Consider the following 14,769-nt stretch of genomic DNA (forward strand, 5'->3'; position numbering starts at 1 on the left):
TTGACGACGTCAGGGCGTGCAAATCCGTCGTGAGGAGCTCAATCTGGAAGAGACCCCTCCGGATCGCCCCACCGACGCCACGCTGAAGGAGCCCGACATGGCCATCGCCGACATGTTCACCCGCCCGACCGCCATTCGCACCGCCACGGGGGCCGACGCGGCCGACGAGCCCCGCGGCGGGTTCGGGATGCGACCGGTCCTGGCCGGCACCGGCCTGGAAGCGCTACTCGCCTGGGTCGACGAGGTCGCCGCCCTGACGCAGCCCGCGCGTATCCACTGGGTCGACGGTTCCCGCGCCGAGAACGAGGCTCTTCTTCGCCAGCAGGTCGACGAAGGCAAGCTCATCAAGCTCAACCCCGAGTGGCGACCGGGCTCCTACCTCGCCCGCTCGCACCCGAGCGACGTCGCCCGCACCGAGGCGCGCACCTTCATCGCCTCCGCGCGAGAGGAGGATGCCGGCCCCACCAACAACTGGGCACAGCCCGATCAGATCCGGGCGACCATCACCCCGCTGTTCGCGGGGTCGATGCGGGGGCGCACGATGTACGTCGTGCCCTTCTCGATGGGCGCCGTCGGCGGTCCGCTCTCGCACATCGGCGTGCAGATCACCGACAGCGCGTACGCGGTGACCTCCATCGGCATCATGACGCGCGTCGGCACTGCGGTGCTGGAGCAGATCGCTGCCGGCAAGCCCTGGGTCAAGACGGTGCACTCGGTCGGCGCGCCGCTGGCCCCCGGCCGGGAAGACGTCGCCTGGCCCTGCAACGACGAGAAGTACATCGTGCACTTTCCCGACACGCTCGAGGTGTGGTCGTTCGGATCGGGCTACGGCGGCAACGCGATCCTCGCGAAGAAGTGCTTCGCACTGCGCATCGCCTCGGTCATCGGACGCGAGGAGGGGTGGCTCGCCGAGCACATGCTGCTGATCCGCGTCATCAGCCCGGAGGGCAAGCGCTTCCACCTCGCCGCCGCCTTCCCCTCCGCGTGCGGCAAGACCAATCTCGCGATGCTGCGCCCCACGATTCCGGGGTGGCGCGTCGAGACCCTCGGCGACGACATCGTGTGGCTTCGCCCCGGCGACGACGGGCGGCTGTGGGCCATCAACCCCGAGGCCGGCTTCTTCGGGGTGGCGCCGGGAACGGGCGCGTCGACCAACGTGGCGGCCGTCGAAACGCTGTGGGGCAACACGATCTTCACGAACGTGGCCCTGCGTCCCGACGGAGACGTCTGGTGGGAGGGTCTCACCGATGACGTCCCGTCGGAGCTGATCGACTGGGAGGGCAAGCCCTGGACCCCGGCCATGGGCCGCCCGGCCGCCCACCCGAACTCGCGCTTCACCGTCAGCGCGGGACAGTGCCCGCAGATCGCCCCCGACTGGGAGACTCCGCAGGGCGTGCCGCTGGACGGCATCCTGTTCGGCGGGCGCCGCGCCACGAACGTCCCGCTCGTGCTCGAGGCCACCGATTGGACCCACGGCGTGTTCCTCGGCTCGAACATCTCCTCCGAGCGCACCGCCGCCGCCGAAGGGACCGTCGGCGAGCTGCGCCGCGACCCCTTCGCGATGCTCCCGTTCTGCGGCTACAACATGGCGGACTACTTCGGCCACTGGCTCAAGGTCGGCCAGCGTCTGCGCTTCGACCGCGCCCCGCGCATCTTCCAGGTCAACTGGTTCCGCAAGGGCGAGGACGGCCGCTTCCTCTGGCCGGGGTTCGGCGACAACGCACGCGTGATCGACTGGATCATCCGCCGCATCGAGGGAGTGGTCCCCGCCATCGACAGCCCGATCGGACGGCTGCCGCGCACGGAAGATCTGAACCTCGATGGCATCGAGGTGCCGGACGCCGACCTCGAGGCCCTGTTCGCTATCGACCGCGACCTGTGGCTGCAGGAGGCCGGGCTCACGGAGGAGTTCTACCGCACGTTCGAGGGGCGGGTGCCGCCGGCGCTGTACGCCGAGCTCGCGGCTCTTCGCTACCGCCTCAAGCTCGCGGCGGCGGGGTGATACGGCTGACGCGCACGCGTGTGTCGTGATCGCGGGTCAGACGAGCAGCTGGTGCTTCGCGAGGTCGCGATAGAGCGGCACGGTCTCGACGAGTTCGGAGTGGGTGCCCTGCCCGACCACTCTGCCGTGGTCCATCACGACGATCAGATCACTGTCCACGACGGTCGACAACCGGTGCGCGATCACGACGAGCGTCCGCCCCGCGGCGACGGCGTCGATCGCCTCGCGCATGCGCTGCTCGTTGAGGCCGTCGAGCGATGACGTCGACTCGTCCAGCAGCAGAATCGGGGGAGCAGCCAGCAGCGCTCGGGCGATCGCGAGCCGCTGCCGTTCGCCGCCCGAGAGCATGACACCGGCCTCACCCACCGGTGCGTCCAGACCCAGATGCGAGCGCTCCAGCACCTCGCCGAGGTTCACGGCGCGCAGCACGCGCACGCACTCCTCGTCGGATGCCGACGGCGACGCCAACCGCAGGTTGTCGGCGATCGTCCCGGCGAGGGTCGGTGCGTCCTGCTCGACATAGCCGAGCTGGGCGCGCAGCCGCGTGCGGTCGATGCCGCGGAGGTCGACGCCGTCGAGCAGGATCGAGCCCGCCGTCGGGTCGTAGAACCGCTCGATCAGCGCGAGGGTGGTGGACTTGCCCGCACCCGAAGGCCCGACCAGGGCGACGCGCGCCCCGCGCGGGACGCGGAACGACACGCCGCGCAGCACCTCGCCGGCCGCTTCCGAAACCGCCACCGTCGCGTCGGCGTGGGCCTCGGCGAGCAGGGCCGCCGCCTCGGTCTCCGAGCGACGGCGCGCGCTGACCACGGCATCCGGATACGCGAAATGCACGTCGCGGAACTCGATCGCCGACGTCGTCTCGTGGTTCTCGTGCGCGGCGGCCGTCGAGATCGGAGAGGTGCCGACGGCGACGGATGCCGCGACCTCCGCATCGCACGCCGTCTCGGTGCGCAGGTCCAGCACCTCCTGGATGCGTCCCAGTGCGCCCAGGGCCTGCCCGACCGAGGTGATCGCTCCGAAGAACGAGCCGAGTGGCTGCACGAGGAAGAACAGGAACATCACGAACGTCACCAGCCCGGCGATCGTGATCGCGCCCGAGGCCACGCGGAAGCCGCCGACGCCGAGCACGACGAGCAGCGACAGCTGCAGGGCGACGCCGGCGACCGGAACCACGAACGCCGATGCCTTCGCGACCTGCACGCCGGCCTCGTACGCACCGCGCGCCGTGTGCTCGATGCTCTCGCGTTCGCGTTCGGACGCGCCCGAGGCGCGGATCGTGCGGATCGATCCGACGGCGCGCTCCACGCCCGAGGCCAGCTCGCCCACCTTCTCCTGCTGCACGGCGGTCGCCCGGCGGATCCGCCCGCTGAGCGCCACCACGACGGCGACCGACGCGCCGACGACGACCAGGATGAGCACCAGCAGCACCGGATCGATGATGAACATCGCCACGATCGCGCCCACGAAGATGAGCGCATTGCCGATCGAGTCCGCCAGCCCCTGGGTGAGCACCGCGTACAGCAGGGTCGTGTCGGTGCCGACGCGCGAGACGAGGTCGCCCGTGCGTCGTGCGTCGTACTCCTGTACGGGAAGGTGCAGCAGCTGTGCGATGAGACGGCGCCGACTCGAGTAGACGACCGCCGTGCCCGTGCGCTGCAGGAGGAAGTGCTGGATGCCGCTGATCACCGAGGAGGCGATGACGAGACCCACCAGCACCCACACCAGCAGACCCAGCGGGTTCTGCTTCTGCACCCGGTCGATGACCTGACCGACCACCAGCGGCTGGGCGAGGGTCGCGACGGCGGCGAGCACGCTCAGCACAGCGACGACGACGAGAACGCCCTTCTGCTCGAAGACGAAGGGGAGCAGCTGTCGCAGACTCGCGCGAGGGCCGTCATCGGGCGCGCGGCGGCGGGAGCGGGAAGGGCGGGTGGTGCTGGCAGAGGACATGAGGCGCTTTCCTGCGGTGTTCGGGTACTTCTATCTTCTCTCTCGACGACGACGAGCATCGCCGCACGGTGTCGCAGGCCCTGGGTAGGGTGGGTCGGTGCCTGCTCCCGTCATCTCCGCGCATCAGCTCGTGAAGTCCTACAAGGTCAAGGGCAAGCCCGACTTCGTCGCCGTCGACGGTCTCAGCTTCGAGGTCGCGCCCGGTGAGTCGTTCGGTCTTCTCGGTCCCAACGGCGCCGGCAAGTCGACGACGATGAAGATGATCGGCGCGGTCTCCACCCGCTCCGGCGGCGACCTGCAGATTCTCGGCCTCGACCCGGATCGCTACGGTCCCGAGATCCGGTCCCGGCTCGGCGTCGTGCCGCAGCAGGACAACCTCGACGGCGAGCTCAACGCCCGCGAGAACCTGTACATCTACGGCCGGTACTTCGGTCTCCCCAGCAAGGTGTGCCATGAGAAGGCCGATGAGCTGCTCGCCTTCGCGCAGCTCGAGGACAAGGCGAAGAACAAAGTCGACCAGCTCTCCGGCGGCATGAAACGGCGCCTCACCATTGCGCGCGGCCTCATCAACGATCCGCGCATCCTGCTGCTCGACGAGCCGACCACGGGCCTCGACCCGCAGGCGCGCCACGTCCTGTGGGACCGCCTGTTCCGCCTCAAGGAGCGCGGCACGACCCTGGTGCTGACCACGCACTACATGGACGAAGCCGAGCAGCTGTGCGACCGGCTCGTCGTCGTCGACAAGGGCCGCATCATGGCCGAGGGCACCCCGGCATCCCTCATCCGGGAGCACTCCAGCCGTGAAGTGCTCGAAGTGCGCTTCGGTTCGGATCGCAACGCCCAGGTCGCCGGCCAGCTGGCCGGTATCGGCGACCGCGTCGAGGTGCTTCCCGACCGCATCCTCATCTACGCCGACAACGGTGAGGCCGCCCTCGAGCGCGTCACCTCGCTGGGACTCGAGCCGATCACCTCGCTCGTGCGCCGCTCCTCGCTGGAGGACGTCTTCCTCCGCCTCACGGGAAGGTCGCTGATCGAATGAGCACCTCGTCGACGGATGCGGCGGCGCACCCGAGCCTGGAGGCGTTGCGGGCCGAGGCGATGCAGTGGGGTCGCAAGCCCCGCCGTCGCGGCACCTGGTACGTCACCGAGCACATGGTGCGCGCCATGCGCGCCTACGGCTGGACGATCATCGTCGGCGCCGTCGGTCAGCCCATCCTGTACCTGCTGGGGCTCGCCGTGGGCCTGGCGGCCCTCATCCGCGTGCCGATCGTCGATCACGGCCAGGAGGTGAGCTACCTCATGTTCGTCGCTCCGGCGCTGCTGGCGACCGCGACGATCTCGGTGGCCAGCGAGGAGCTCACCTACCCGGTCATGGCGGGCTTCAAATGGCGCCGCTACTTCTACGGCTTCAACGCGTCGCCGCTGTCGAGCCCGCAGATCGCCAACGGCGTGGTCGCGGGAGCGACCGCGCGGATGGTCGTCGCCTCGGCGGCCTACTACCTCATCGTGTGGCTGCTGCCGTTCGGCGCGGTGCCGCACCCGGCGACGGGATGGCTCGCGGTGTTCGCCGGGGTGCTGGCGGGGCTCGCCTTCGGCATCCCGCTCATGGCCTATGCGGGCTCGATCGAAGACGACAAGGGACAGTTCGCTCTCGTGCAGCGCTTCCTGTTCATGCCGATGTTCCTCTTCTCCGGCACGTTCTATCCGCTGGACGCGCTGCCGCTGTGGTTGCAGTGGATCGGGTGGGTCTCACCGCTCTGGCACGGCGCCGAACTCGGACGCGTCGCCACGTACGGCGCGGCGGTGGACCCGGTGATGGTCACGGTCCACCTCGTCTATCTGCTCGCCCTCGCGGTGGTCGGCTACTTGTTCGCCCGCCGCGTCTTCACCGAGAGGCTCGCGAAATGAGTGCGGTCGTCGAGGCGCGGCAGGGGGCCGTCCGTCGGGGAGGCGTGCGCGCCCTGTGGGCGGGCAACCCCGGTGCCGTCGTCCAGCGCGGCCTGATCGCCGCGCGGTCTTCCAGCTGGGCGGTCGTGCTCTCGGGCTTCTTCGAGCCGGTGTTCTACCTCGCCTCGATGGGCATCGGTCTCGGCGCGCTCATCGGCGACGTCGAGACCGCACAGGGCGCCAGTGTCAGCTACGCCGCCTTCATCGCGCCGGCGCTGCTGGCCGTCTCGGCGATGAACGGCGCCATCTACGACTCCACCTGGAACGTCTTCTTCAAGCTCAACTACGGCAAGCTCTACGAGGGCATGCTCGCGACCTCGCTGGGCCCGCTCGACGTCGCGCTGGGTGAGATCCTGTACGCGCTGCTGCGCGGTCTCGCCTACGCGACCGGGTTCATGATCATCATGCAGATCCTCGGGCTCAACCTCGCGTGGACGGCGGTGCTCGCCCTGCCCGCGGTGGTCCTGATCGCGTTCGGCTTCGCGAGCCTCGGCATGGCCGTCACGAGCTACATGAAGACGTTCCAGCAGATGGACTGGATCAACTTCGTCCTCCTGCCGATGTTCCTCTTCTCCGCCACCTTCTACCCGATCACGGTCTACCCCGGCTGGGTTCAGCAGATCGTCACGGCCCTGCCGCTGTGGCACGGCGTGGAGCTGATCCGGGGGCTGACCACCGGCATCCTGAACGTCGACATGCTGTGGCACGTCCTCTACTACGCCGTGATGATCGCGATCGGCCTCGTCTTCACCACGAAGCGGCTGCGCGCGCTGTTCCTCGACTGAGCGCTCGTCAGAGCGAGCCGGTCTCGCCGAGGCCGATGTTCGTCTCGTAGTCGACGTCCTTGGTCTCGCGGGAGAGGATCAGTGCGATGAGGGTGAGCACGGCGGAGCCCGACAGGTAGACGCCCACGAGCCAGGGCTCGCCGCCGGCGGCGGCCCAGAGTCCCAGAGCGATCGACGGTGCGACGGCGGCGCCCAGGATCGACGAGACGTTGTAGGCGATCGCCGAACCCGTGTAGCGGACGTTGGTCGGGAAGAGCTCCGGCAGCACGGCGCCCATGGGGCCGAAGGTGGCTCCCATCAGCATGAAGCCGAAGACGAGGAAGGCCTGCACCAGTGCGCCCGTGAACTTCGGATCCACGGCGGGAAGCAGGAACACGTTGAACGTGAGGCCGAGCACACCGATCAACGCCGTGATCCAGATGAGCAGCTTCCGCCGACCGACCGCGTCGGCGATGGGACCTGACAACAGCGTGAAGACTCCGAAGAACACCACGCCGATGATCTGCATGATCACGAAGTCGGTGTAGCCGAATCCGAGGCCGGCGACCGGCGCATCGGTCGCCTTCGTGCCGTAGGCGAGGGTGAAGCTCGTCATCAGGTAGAAGAGCACATACGTGGCCAGCATGATGAACGTGCCGAGGATCAGGTTCTTCCAGTGTCCGCGGACGACCTCCCCCAGCGGGAAGCGGCGGATGGCGCCCTTCTTCTCGGCGGTCGTGAAGGTCTCGGACTCGACGAGCTTCAGGCGCACCCAGAGGCCGATGATCACCATCACGGCCGAGAAGAGGAAGGGCACGCGCCAGCCCCAGGCGAGGAAGGCCTCGGAGCGCTGCGTCGGGCCGTCGGGGTGCGGCAGGGCGAAGTTGATCACGAGGAAGAGCGCGTTGGCGATGATGAAGCCGATCGGAGCGCCCAGCTGCGGAAAGGTGCCGTACCAGGCGCGCTTGCCCTTCGGGGCGTTCTCGGTGGCCACGAGCGCGGCGCCCGACCACTCGCCGCCGAGGGCGAAGCCCTGGAAGAGGCGGAGGATCAGCAGCAGGAGGGCCGCCCACCAGCCGATTCCGGCGAACGTCGGCAGACACCCGATCAGGAAGGTCGCGATGCCCATCGTGAGCAGCGACGCGACGAGCGTGGCCTTTCGACCGAATCGGTCGCCGAAGTGACCGAAGACGACCGCGCCGACGGGGCGGGCGATCATCGCCGCCCCGAAGACGGCGAACGACGACAGGAGGGCGGTGGTCTCGTTGCCGGTCGGGAAGAAGAGGGCGGGGAAGACGAGCACGGCGGCGGTCGCGTAGACGTAGAAGTCGTAGAACTCGATCGTCGTTCCGACCAGGCTCGCGGTGATCACGCGGGCGCGGGAGTTGACGGGTGCGGTGGGGGCCGCGGTGGCTGAGGACATGCGCAGAGGCTACCTATCGATGAGAGATCGTAGGTCCTCGTGGGACGCACCGGTGGTGGGCGTCCGGGGCAGGGGTGTGTGCAGCGGGCGCCGCGACAATGAGGTCACCGGGGCGCCGGCAGGTTCCCGGCGCACGGCTAAAGAGTCTACGCCGCGTGGCGCGTCTCGTTCGTGCAGCGGGAACCTGCCGGCGTCGACGCGGTCAGCGCCAGAGGACGGCGAGGGCGGCGTTGAGGAAGGTCAGGATGCCGACCAGCCAGAACATGGCCGACGGCACGGATCCGGTCTTGCGCTGGCGAGCGGTGCCGATTCCGAGGAGCGCGCCGATCGCGAGCAGCACGACGAGCTTGACGCCCAGCTTCGTGTAGTTCAGCGGGTGGTCGATGCCCCACGGCGCGGCCAGGGCGAGGCCGGCGACGGCGGCGACGAGCATGCCCCACGTCATCAGGCGGGTGACGCGCCGCTGTCCCACCGCCTCGACGACCCAGGCGCCGAAGAGGATGGCGAATCCGGTGAGATGGACGAGGACGACGACGTGACGCAGGATCTCCATGCCTTCAGCCTAACTGATAGTGCGCGCGTCCGCGCCCCCGGTCGTTGAGCGAGCAGCGAGTCGAAACGGGGTTCCTGTGGATTGTCGCTGCCGTAACCGTCGCGGACGGGAGGGAGCCGTCTACACGCGGAGACGCCTGCCGGTCGAGCTGGTGTGGAGTGAGGAGATGGCGCGTGCCTCCGATGCCTTCGCGTGGAAGAAGCGGTTGCAGGGCTGGAGCCACGCGAAGCGGCTCGCCTACGCGCAGGGCGGCATCGATGCCGTGCGCGGGTGGAGCGCGCGTCACCGCCGAGGCTGAGGGCGTTTCGACTCGGCGCTGCGCGCCTCGCTCAACGACCGGGATGAGAGCCCCCCGGTCGTTGAGCGAGCGCCGCGAGTCGAAACGCGGCTTCTGGTCGGTGCGGTGTCAGCCGCGAAGGCGCTGCAGCAGCAGCGCGGTGCGCAGCGCGGCATCCGCGGCTTCCGCGCCCTTGTCCTCCTTCGAGCCCGGAAGGCCCGCCCGGTCGATGCCCTGCTGCTCGTCGTCCAGGGTCAGCACCCCGAAGCCGACCGGCTTGCCGGTGTCGAGGGCGACACGGGTGAGGCCGTCGGTGGCCGCCGACGACACGAAGTCGAAGTGGGGTGTGCCCCCGCGGATGATGACACCGAGTGCGACGACGGCGTCCGCCCCGGCATCCAGGGCCGCCTTCGCCGCGACGGGCAGCTCGAACGAGCCGGGAACGCGCTCCAGGCTCCACTCGGCCCCGGATGCCGCGAGCACCCGCTCCGCGCCGGCGATCAGGCCGTCGGTGATGACGTCGTGCCAGAGGCCGGCGATGACGACGACCCGCAGTCCGGTCGCGTCGATCGGGACGGTCTGGGGGGCTCCGTGGCCGCTCATGCGTGCTCCTCCGTGCTGTGGGCGAGAGCCGCGTCGAGCTCTGCCGCGCTGATGATGTGGCCCATGCGATCGCGCTTGGTCGCCAGATATTGGTGGTTGTTGGCGCCGACGCCGACGAGCAGCGGCACCTGCTCGACGATATCGAGTCCGAGCTCGCGCAGCTGCTTCACCTTGTCGGAGTTGTTGGTCAGGAGCCGGATGCTGTCCACACCCAGATCCGCGAGGATGCCGCCGGCTGCCGCGTAGTCGCGGGCGTCGGCGGGCAGGCCCAGCGCGAGGTTCGCATCGACGGTGTCGAGGCCCCGCTCCTGCAGGCTGTAGGCGCGCAGCTTGTTGATGAGGCCGATGCCGCGGCCCTCGTGGCCGCGCATGTAGATGACGACGCCGCCGTCCTTGTCGATACGGTCCAGCGCGGCGTCCAGCTGCGGGCCGCACTCGCACTTCTGGGAGCCGAAGGCTTCACCGGTGAGGCACTCGGAGTGCACGCGCACGAGCGGGGCCTTCTCGGTGAGGTCCCCCGAGACGACCGCGATGTGGTCGGTGCCGGTCACCCGGTCCTTGTACGCGAGGAAGCGGAACGTTCCGTGCGAGGTGGGCACGGTCGCCTCGGCGCGCAGGCTCACGCGGCGCTTCTGGGCCGCCGCCTGCGCAGCGGGCGCGGCGACCGGTTCGACCTCGTCGAGGTGGGCGATGAGCTGTTCGATCGTGATCACCGGAACGCCCTCCCGCTCGCCCATCTCCATCAGACCCGGCAGACGCATCATCGACCCGTCCTCGGCGACGACCTCGCCGATCGCCGCGACAGGCTGCAGACCCGCGAGACGCATCAGCTCGACGCCGGCCTCGGTGTGACCCGCACGCTCGCGCACGCCGCCGTCCACCGCGCGCAGCGGCAGGATGTGACCCGGCCGGATCACCGACGACGGCACGGATGCCGGGTCGGCGAGCACATTGAGGGTGTGCGAGCGGTCGGTCGCGCTGATGCCGGTCGAGACGCGGTCGGCGGCATCCACGCTCACCGTATAGGCGGTGCCGCGGGCGTCCTCGTTCACCGCGACCATCGGCGGCAGGTCGAGGCGGTCGGCCCACTCGGCGGGCATGGGCGCACAGATGAAGCCGCTGGACCAGCGGATCGTCCAGGCGAGCCACTCGGGCGTGGCGAGCTGGGCCGACAGGATGATGTCACCCTCGTTCTCGCGGTTCTCATCGTCGGCGACGATGACGGGACGTCCGGCGCGCAGCGCCTCGAGGGCCTCGGGGATGGTGGCAAGGCTCATCGTGAGCCTCCTTCGGTGATGGAGTCGGCGGAATCGGAAACGGTGGGGGCGAAGGCGAGCAGGCGCTGCACGTGGCGCGCCAGGATGTCGGTCTCGAGGTTGACGCGGTCGCCGGCAACGCGGTCGCCGAGGGTCGTCGCCTCCAGGGTCTCGGGAATCAGCGACACCTCGAACCAGGCATCGGCGGCGGCGGCATCCGACGCATTCGAAACCGTGAGAGAGACCCCGTCGACGGCGATCGATCCCTTGTCGACGACGAGCGGAGCGAGGTCCGCGGGCAGTGAGATGCGGATGACCCGCCACTGCGCTCCGGGGCGAACCTCCCGCACCGTGCCGGTCCCGTCGACGTGTCCCTGAACGATGTGTCCGCCCAGGCGGCCGTGCACGGCCATCGCGCGCTCGAGGTTGACGCGGGTGCCGGGGCCGAATGCGCCGAGGGTCGCCATGTCCAGGCTCTGGCGCATCACGTCGGCGGTGAACCAGTCCTCGCCCTGGTCGACGACGGTCAAGCAGACGCCGCTGACCGAGATCGAGTCGCCGTGGTGAGCGTCGGAGACGGCCAGCGGCGCACGGACGGTCATCCGCACACCGTCACCCGACGGCTCGACGGCGACGATCTCGCCGCGCTCTTCGATGATTCCGGTGAACATCAGTTCTCTTCCTTCGTGGTGGAGGTGTGTGAGGAGGCCGTGCCGTCGAACCGGCCGACGATGAGCAGGTCGTCGCCGAGATGTTCCACGGATGCCGCGTGCAGTCGCCGCTGGTCGCCGATCGAGGTGACGCCGATATCGCCGAGGGCCAGGCGAGGCCCGCCGAGCAGGGTGGGAGCGACGTACACGAGCGCCTCGTCGGCGAGCTGCTGGCGGAGGAAGGACGATGCGAGAGTCGGTCCCCCTTCGACGAAGACACGGTGCGCGCCGAGCTCGCGGAGGCGCTCCAGAAGGTCGGGCAGATCCTCGCCCTCGTCCTGCATGAACGGGCGCGGATGCCGGCGCACGGCGGCTTCTTGCGGCACGGCTCGGGTCCCGACGACCACCGGCCGCGGCTGCTCGTCATAGAGCGAGCCGTCGGGGCGGCGTGCGGTGAGGGCGGGATCGTCGGCCAGCAGCGTGCCGGTGCCGACCACGATCGCGTCGGCGAGGCTGCGGCGGCGATGGACATCGGCGCGGGCTTCGGGGCCCGTGATCCACTGGCTGGTGCCGTCGGCGGCGGCGCCGCGGCCGTCGAGCGACTGCGCCCACTTCACGGTGACGTGGGGGCGGCCGAGGCGCTGCACCTCCAGCCAGGATGCCAGCAGGGCGGTGCCCTCGTCTGCGCGCCAGCCGCCGATCACGTCGACACCGGCCTCGCGCAGACGTGCGGCGCCGCCCGAAGAGGCCTCGCCGGGATCGGCGACGGCGAACACCACGCGCGCGACGCCGGCGGCGAGGAGCGCTTCGCTGCACGGACCGGTGCGGCCGGTGTGGTTGCACGGTTCGAGGGTGACGACGGCGGTCGCGCCGCGCGCGGCATCCGCTCCCGCCGCGGCGGCGAGGTTCGTCAGCGCGTCGACTTCGGCGTGAGCCGTGCCGGCTCCGCGGTGCCACCCTTCGGCGAGCACCTCGCCGTCGGAGGAGAGCAGCACGGCGCCGACCTGCGGGTTGATGCCGCGCGGCCCCCGTCGAGCGATCTCGAGGGCGCGCTGCATCGCACGGTCGATCGCCGTGTCGTCGCGGTCTGTCGCGGCCATCCGTCGTCCTTCTGTGAGGCTCCGGGGCACGGCCGACACCGCAGACGCCGCCGCATGCGCGCGACCGCGTCCGTGCTGCCTCTCATCCGGACTAGCGATCGGGCTCTCGTTGAACCGTCACGCATCACCGTCGGTCCCGGAATTCCACCGGATCAACCCCTCCTGGGAGGGGCTCGCGGACTGTCACCGCCGGTTCGGATTCACACCGACCCCGGAGCACGTTTCTTGCACTTGATCCTACTCAACGCCCCGACGACGTTTTCATTCCATGTCGGTCGCGAGGGACGCTGCGCTACTTCAGCAGCCGCGACAGCCGCCGGTCGGCGAGCAGCTTTCCGCCCGTCTGACAGGTGGGGCAGTATTCCAGTGAGTTGTCCGCGAAGAAGACGCTGCGTACCTCGTCGCCGCACACCGGGCAGGCCTCGCCGCGCCGGCCGTGCACCGCCATGCCGCGGCGTTTCGCGTCCTTCAGATCGGCGGGCGGCTTGCCGGACGCGGTGGCGACGGCATCCGTCAGCGTCGTGCGCATCGCGTCGTAGAGCCTGTCGACCTCGTCGTCGGCAAGACCTGCCGCCAGGGCGTAGGGCGACATACGCGCGGCGTGCAGGATCTCGTCGGAGTACGCGTTGCCGATGCCGGCGACGATCGACTGGTCGCGCAGCACGCCCTTGATCTGGGTGCGCCGACCGGCCAGAAGGCCGGCGAGTGCATCCCGCGTGAACTCCTCCGCGAGCGGGTCGGGACCGAGGCGGGCGATACCGGGGACATCCTGTGGGTCGCGAGCGACGTAGACGGCGAGCGATTTCTTGGTGCCGGCCTCGGTCAGGTCGAATCCGGCGCCGTCGCCGAGGCGCACGCGCAGCGCGATCGGCGTCTTGCCCGGTCGGATCACCGTGTCGGGAACCGTCTCGTACCAGCGCAGCCAACCGGCCTTGGCGAGATGGAAGATGAGATGGATGCCGGCATCCGTCGCCAGGTCGACGAACTTGCCGTGGCGCCGGGCTTCACTGATGCGGCCCCCGACGAGGCCGTCGATGGGCGGGTCGTAGGTCTTGAGCGCCGCGATGTTGGCGACCGTCACCTTCGTGATGGTGCGTCCCGTCGCGCGCTCGGCGAGGAAGTCGACGAGGCCTTGCACCTCCGGCATCTCGGGCATGGCCTCATCCTGCCACTGCGCCCCGACACCGCGTCAGGGGTCAGCCGGCGGCGGGCCACACCTGTGGGGCGCGCTCATCGTCGGCGAGCAAGCCCGCGATGAGGCCGTCGGCGCGCACGCCGGCTCCGTTGACGAGAGCGGAGCGTACCCGGCCCTCGTAGCGGAATCCGAGTCGCTGCGCGACGCGGTGCGATGCGGGATTGTCGACCACGGCGCGCCACTCGATCCGTTGCAATCCCAGTCCGTCCGAAGAAAAGCCCCAGTCGATCACCCTCTGCGCCGCCTCCACGACCAGTCCCCGACCGCGCGCGGCGGGCGTCATCCAGTAGCCCAGTTCGCCGGATCCCTGGCCGAGGCGATGCAGGCCCATCATGCCGGCGAGCATGCCGTCGTGGCGCAGCGCCCAGGTCGCCTCCGTCTCGGCATCCCACCAGCCCGCGACTTTGTCGACGAACCCCTCGGCGTGCGCGCGCTCGTACGGCGACGGCACCGTCGTGAAGCGCTGGATCAGCTCGTCCTGGCAGGCGGCGTAAATCGCGTCGACGTCGTTCTCGGTCGGCAGCGAGAGCTCGAGTCGCGTCGTCCGCAGGGTGACCGGTTGCATGCCGCGAGCCTATCCGCCCGCGCGCGCGGTCTCCTGCCCGCCTGCCCGGGCGTGTACGGGTACGGGGACGGCCCGCGCCCGCAGCGGCTCGCGCCGACCCCGACGACGGCTCTCGCGATCCGTATTCAGTCTCGGAGGGATGTCACCTCCGCACGCGCCGCGAGTTGTTGCGGTCGCTCGAGTGCGACCCGGCGGCGGAGACTGAATACGGAACACCCCTATTGCGGCATCCGTCACCGCCAGAACGCACAGACATCCTCCCCAGCTGCTGCCCGCCGCGGACTGTCCACTGATTGTCAGGGGCGGCTGCTTTCCGACCGTGCGATGACAAGGCTGGCGCGATGTTCGATGTGTGGACGCGGGCCGAGTTGCGCGCGGCAGGGATGACGAGCCGCGCGATCCGAGCGAGCCTCGAGAGCGGTCAGCTCGTCCGCGCAAGGAAGGGACACTACGTTCGCGGAGACGCGCCGGAGGCTCTGCG

General features: G+C 69.8%; 14 protein-coding genes and 1 riboswitch. Of the genes, 5 read left to right on the top strand and 9 right to left on the bottom strand.

Features of this window, described 5'->3' with window-relative positions; genetic code table 11:
• Positions 1 to 97: 97 nt before the first annotated feature.
• Positions 98 to 2,002, top strand: a complete 1,905-nt coding sequence (locus tag JOE53_RS02155; protein ID WP_204946634.1) for a phosphoenolpyruvate carboxykinase (GTP) — start codon at positions 98 to 100, stop codon at positions 2,000 to 2,002.
• Positions 2,003 to 2,038: 36 nt separating this feature from the next.
• On the opposite strand, the gene JOE53_RS02160 is transcribed toward JOE53_RS02155, so the two are convergent.
• Entirely contained in the window at positions 2,039 to 3,955 is a 1,917-nt protein-coding gene (locus JOE53_RS02160) for an ABC transporter ATP-binding protein (RefSeq protein ID WP_204946635.1), read from the bottom strand.
• 97 nt (positions 3,956 to 4,052) lie between these two features.
• On the opposite strand from JOE53_RS02160, the gene JOE53_RS02165 reads away from it, so the two are divergent.
• From JOE53_RS02165 to JOE53_RS02175, 3 genes are read left to right on the top strand one after another with little or no spacing between them, the layout of a single operon-like run.
• Positions 4,053 to 4,994 carry an ABC transporter ATP-binding protein gene (locus JOE53_RS02165; protein WP_204946636.1) on the top strand — a complete coding sequence of 314 codons (942 nt, stop codon included), beginning with the start codon at positions 4,053 to 4,055 and terminating at the stop codon, positions 4,992 to 4,994.
• A complete protein-coding gene (locus JOE53_RS02170; protein WP_204946637.1) occupies positions 4,991 to 5,863 on the top strand; it encodes an ABC transporter permease in 873 nt (290 codons plus the stop codon). Before JOE53_RS02165 ends, JOE53_RS02170 begins: the two co-directional genes overlap by 4 nt.
• Entirely contained in the window at positions 5,860 to 6,687 is an 828-nt protein-coding gene (locus JOE53_RS02175) for an ABC transporter permease (protein WP_204946638.1), read from the top strand. The genes JOE53_RS02170 and JOE53_RS02175 overlap by 4 nt, the downstream gene beginning before the upstream one ends.
• 7 nt (positions 6,688 to 6,694) lie before the next feature.
• Here JOE53_RS02175 and JOE53_RS02180 read toward each other — a convergent pair whose 3' ends face one another.
• Both JOE53_RS02180 and JOE53_RS02185 read right to left on the bottom strand, forming a co-directional pair.
• On the bottom strand, positions 6,695 to 8,089 hold the full coding sequence (locus tag JOE53_RS02180) for an MFS transporter (protein WP_204946639.1): 1,395 nt from the start codon (positions 8,087 to 8,089) through the stop codon (positions 6,695 to 6,697).
• 202 nt (positions 8,090 to 8,291) lie between these two features.
• Positions 8,292 to 8,642 (bottom strand): Fe-S protein, encoded by a 351-nt coding sequence (locus JOE53_RS02185; RefSeq protein WP_204946640.1) that lies wholly within the window; start codon positions 8,640 to 8,642, stop codon positions 8,292 to 8,294.
• A gap of 166 nt (positions 8,643 to 8,808) precedes the next feature.
• On the opposite strand from JOE53_RS02185, the gene JOE53_RS14945 reads away from it, so the two are divergent.
• A complete protein-coding gene (locus JOE53_RS14945; protein ID WP_267911489.1) occupies positions 8,809 to 8,940 on the top strand; it encodes a hypothetical protein in 132 nt (43 codons plus the stop codon).
• A gap of 108 nt (positions 8,941 to 9,048) precedes the next feature.
• Here JOE53_RS14945 and ribH read toward each other — a convergent pair whose 3' ends face one another.
• From ribH to JOE53_RS02215, 6 genes are all read right to left on the bottom strand, one after another.
• The gene (gene ribH, locus JOE53_RS02190) at positions 9,049 to 9,522 is read right to left on the bottom strand and encodes a 6,7-dimethyl-8-ribityllumazine synthase (protein ID WP_061683564.1); all 474 of its coding nucleotides are present in this window, start codon (positions 9,520 to 9,522) and stop codon (positions 9,049 to 9,051) included.
• Positions 9,519 to 10,799: a GTP cyclohydrolase II gene (gene ribA, locus JOE53_RS02195; protein ID WP_204946641.1), complete on the bottom strand. Its 1,281-nt coding sequence runs from the start codon at positions 10,797 to 10,799 to the stop codon at positions 9,519 to 9,521. Before ribA ends, ribH begins: the two co-directional genes overlap by 4 nt.
• Positions 10,796 to 11,449: a riboflavin synthase gene (locus JOE53_RS02200; protein WP_204946642.1), complete on the bottom strand. Its 654-nt coding sequence runs from the start codon at positions 11,447 to 11,449 to the stop codon at positions 10,796 to 10,798. Before JOE53_RS02200 ends, ribA begins: the two co-directional genes overlap by 4 nt.
• Positions 11,449 to 12,528 (bottom strand): bifunctional diaminohydroxyphosphoribosylaminopyrimidine deaminase/5-amino-6-(5-phosphoribosylamino)uracil reductase RibD, encoded by a 1,080-nt coding sequence (ribD, locus tag JOE53_RS02205; RefSeq protein WP_204946643.1) that lies wholly within the window; start codon positions 12,526 to 12,528, stop codon positions 11,449 to 11,451. The genes JOE53_RS02200 and ribD overlap by 1 nt, the downstream gene beginning before the upstream one ends.
• A gap of 69 nt (positions 12,529 to 12,597) precedes the next feature.
• Positions 12,598 to 12,751: riboswitch (FMN riboswitch) on the bottom strand.
• Between the two features lie 69 nt (positions 12,752 to 12,820).
• Positions 12,821 to 13,684, bottom strand: a complete 864-nt coding sequence (locus JOE53_RS02210) for an Fpg/Nei family DNA glycosylase (RefSeq protein WP_204946644.1) — start codon at positions 13,682 to 13,684, stop codon at positions 12,821 to 12,823.
• Positions 13,685 to 13,724: 40 nt separating this feature from the next.
• Positions 13,725 to 14,288 (bottom strand): GNAT family N-acetyltransferase, encoded by a 564-nt coding sequence (locus tag JOE53_RS02215; RefSeq protein WP_204946645.1) that lies wholly within the window; start codon positions 14,286 to 14,288, stop codon positions 13,725 to 13,727.
• Between the last annotated feature and the right edge of the window lie 481 nt (positions 14,289 to 14,769).

This window comes from Microbacterium laevaniformans, assembly GCF_016907555.1.
GTDB classification, from domain to species: Bacteria; Actinomycetota; Actinomycetes; order Actinomycetales; family Microbacteriaceae; genus Microbacterium; species Microbacterium laevaniformans.

What these genes read in the sequence shown, in the direction of transcription:
- JOE53_RS02155 (WP_204946634.1), top strand. Translation starts at nt 98, where the DNA reads ATGGCCATCGCCGACATGTTCACCCGCCCGACCGCCATTCGCACCGCC.
- JOE53_RS02160 (WP_204946635.1), bottom strand. Translation starts at nt 3,955, where the DNA reads ATGTCCTCTGCCAGCACCACCCGCCCTTCCCGCTCCCGCCGCCGCGCG.
- JOE53_RS02170 (WP_204946637.1), top strand. Translation starts at nt 4,991, where the DNA reads ATGAGCACCTCGTCGACGGATGCGGCGGCGCACCCGAGCCTGGAGGCG.
- JOE53_RS02175 (WP_204946638.1), top strand. Translation starts at nt 5,860, where the DNA reads ATGAGTGCGGTCGTCGAGGCGCGGCAGGGGGCCGTCCGTCGGGGAGGC.
- JOE53_RS02180 (WP_204946639.1), bottom strand. Translation starts at nt 8,089, where the DNA reads ATGTCCTCAGCCACCGCGGCCCCCACCGCACCCGTCAACTCCCGCGCC.
- JOE53_RS02185 (WP_204946640.1), bottom strand. Translation starts at nt 8,642, where the DNA reads ATGGAGATCCTGCGTCACGTCGTCGTCCTCGTCCATCTCACCGGATTC.
- JOE53_RS14945 (WP_267911489.1), top strand. Translation starts at nt 8,809, where the DNA reads ATGGCGCGTGCCTCCGATGCCTTCGCGTGGAAGAAGCGGTTGCAGGGC.
- ribH (WP_061683564.1), bottom strand. Translation starts at nt 9,522, where the DNA reads ATGAGCGGCCACGGAGCCCCCCAGACCGTCCCGATCGACGCGACCGGA.
- ribA (WP_204946641.1), bottom strand. Translation starts at nt 10,799, where the DNA reads ATGAGCCTTGCCACCATCCCCGAGGCCCTCGAGGCGCTGCGCGCCGGA.
- JOE53_RS02200 (WP_204946642.1), bottom strand. Translation starts at nt 11,449, where the DNA reads ATGTTCACCGGAATCATCGAAGAGCGCGGCGAGATCGTCGCCGTCGAG.
- ribD (WP_204946643.1), bottom strand. Translation starts at nt 12,528, where the DNA reads ATGGCCGCGACAGACCGCGACGACACGGCGATCGACCGTGCGATGCAG.
- JOE53_RS02210 (WP_204946644.1), bottom strand. Translation starts at nt 13,684, where the DNA reads ATGCCCGAGATGCCGGAGGTGCAAGGCCTCGTCGACTTCCTCGCCGAG.
- JOE53_RS02215 (WP_204946645.1), bottom strand. Translation starts at nt 14,288, where the DNA reads ATGCAACCGGTCACCCTGCGGACGACGCGACTCGAGCTCTCGCTGCCG.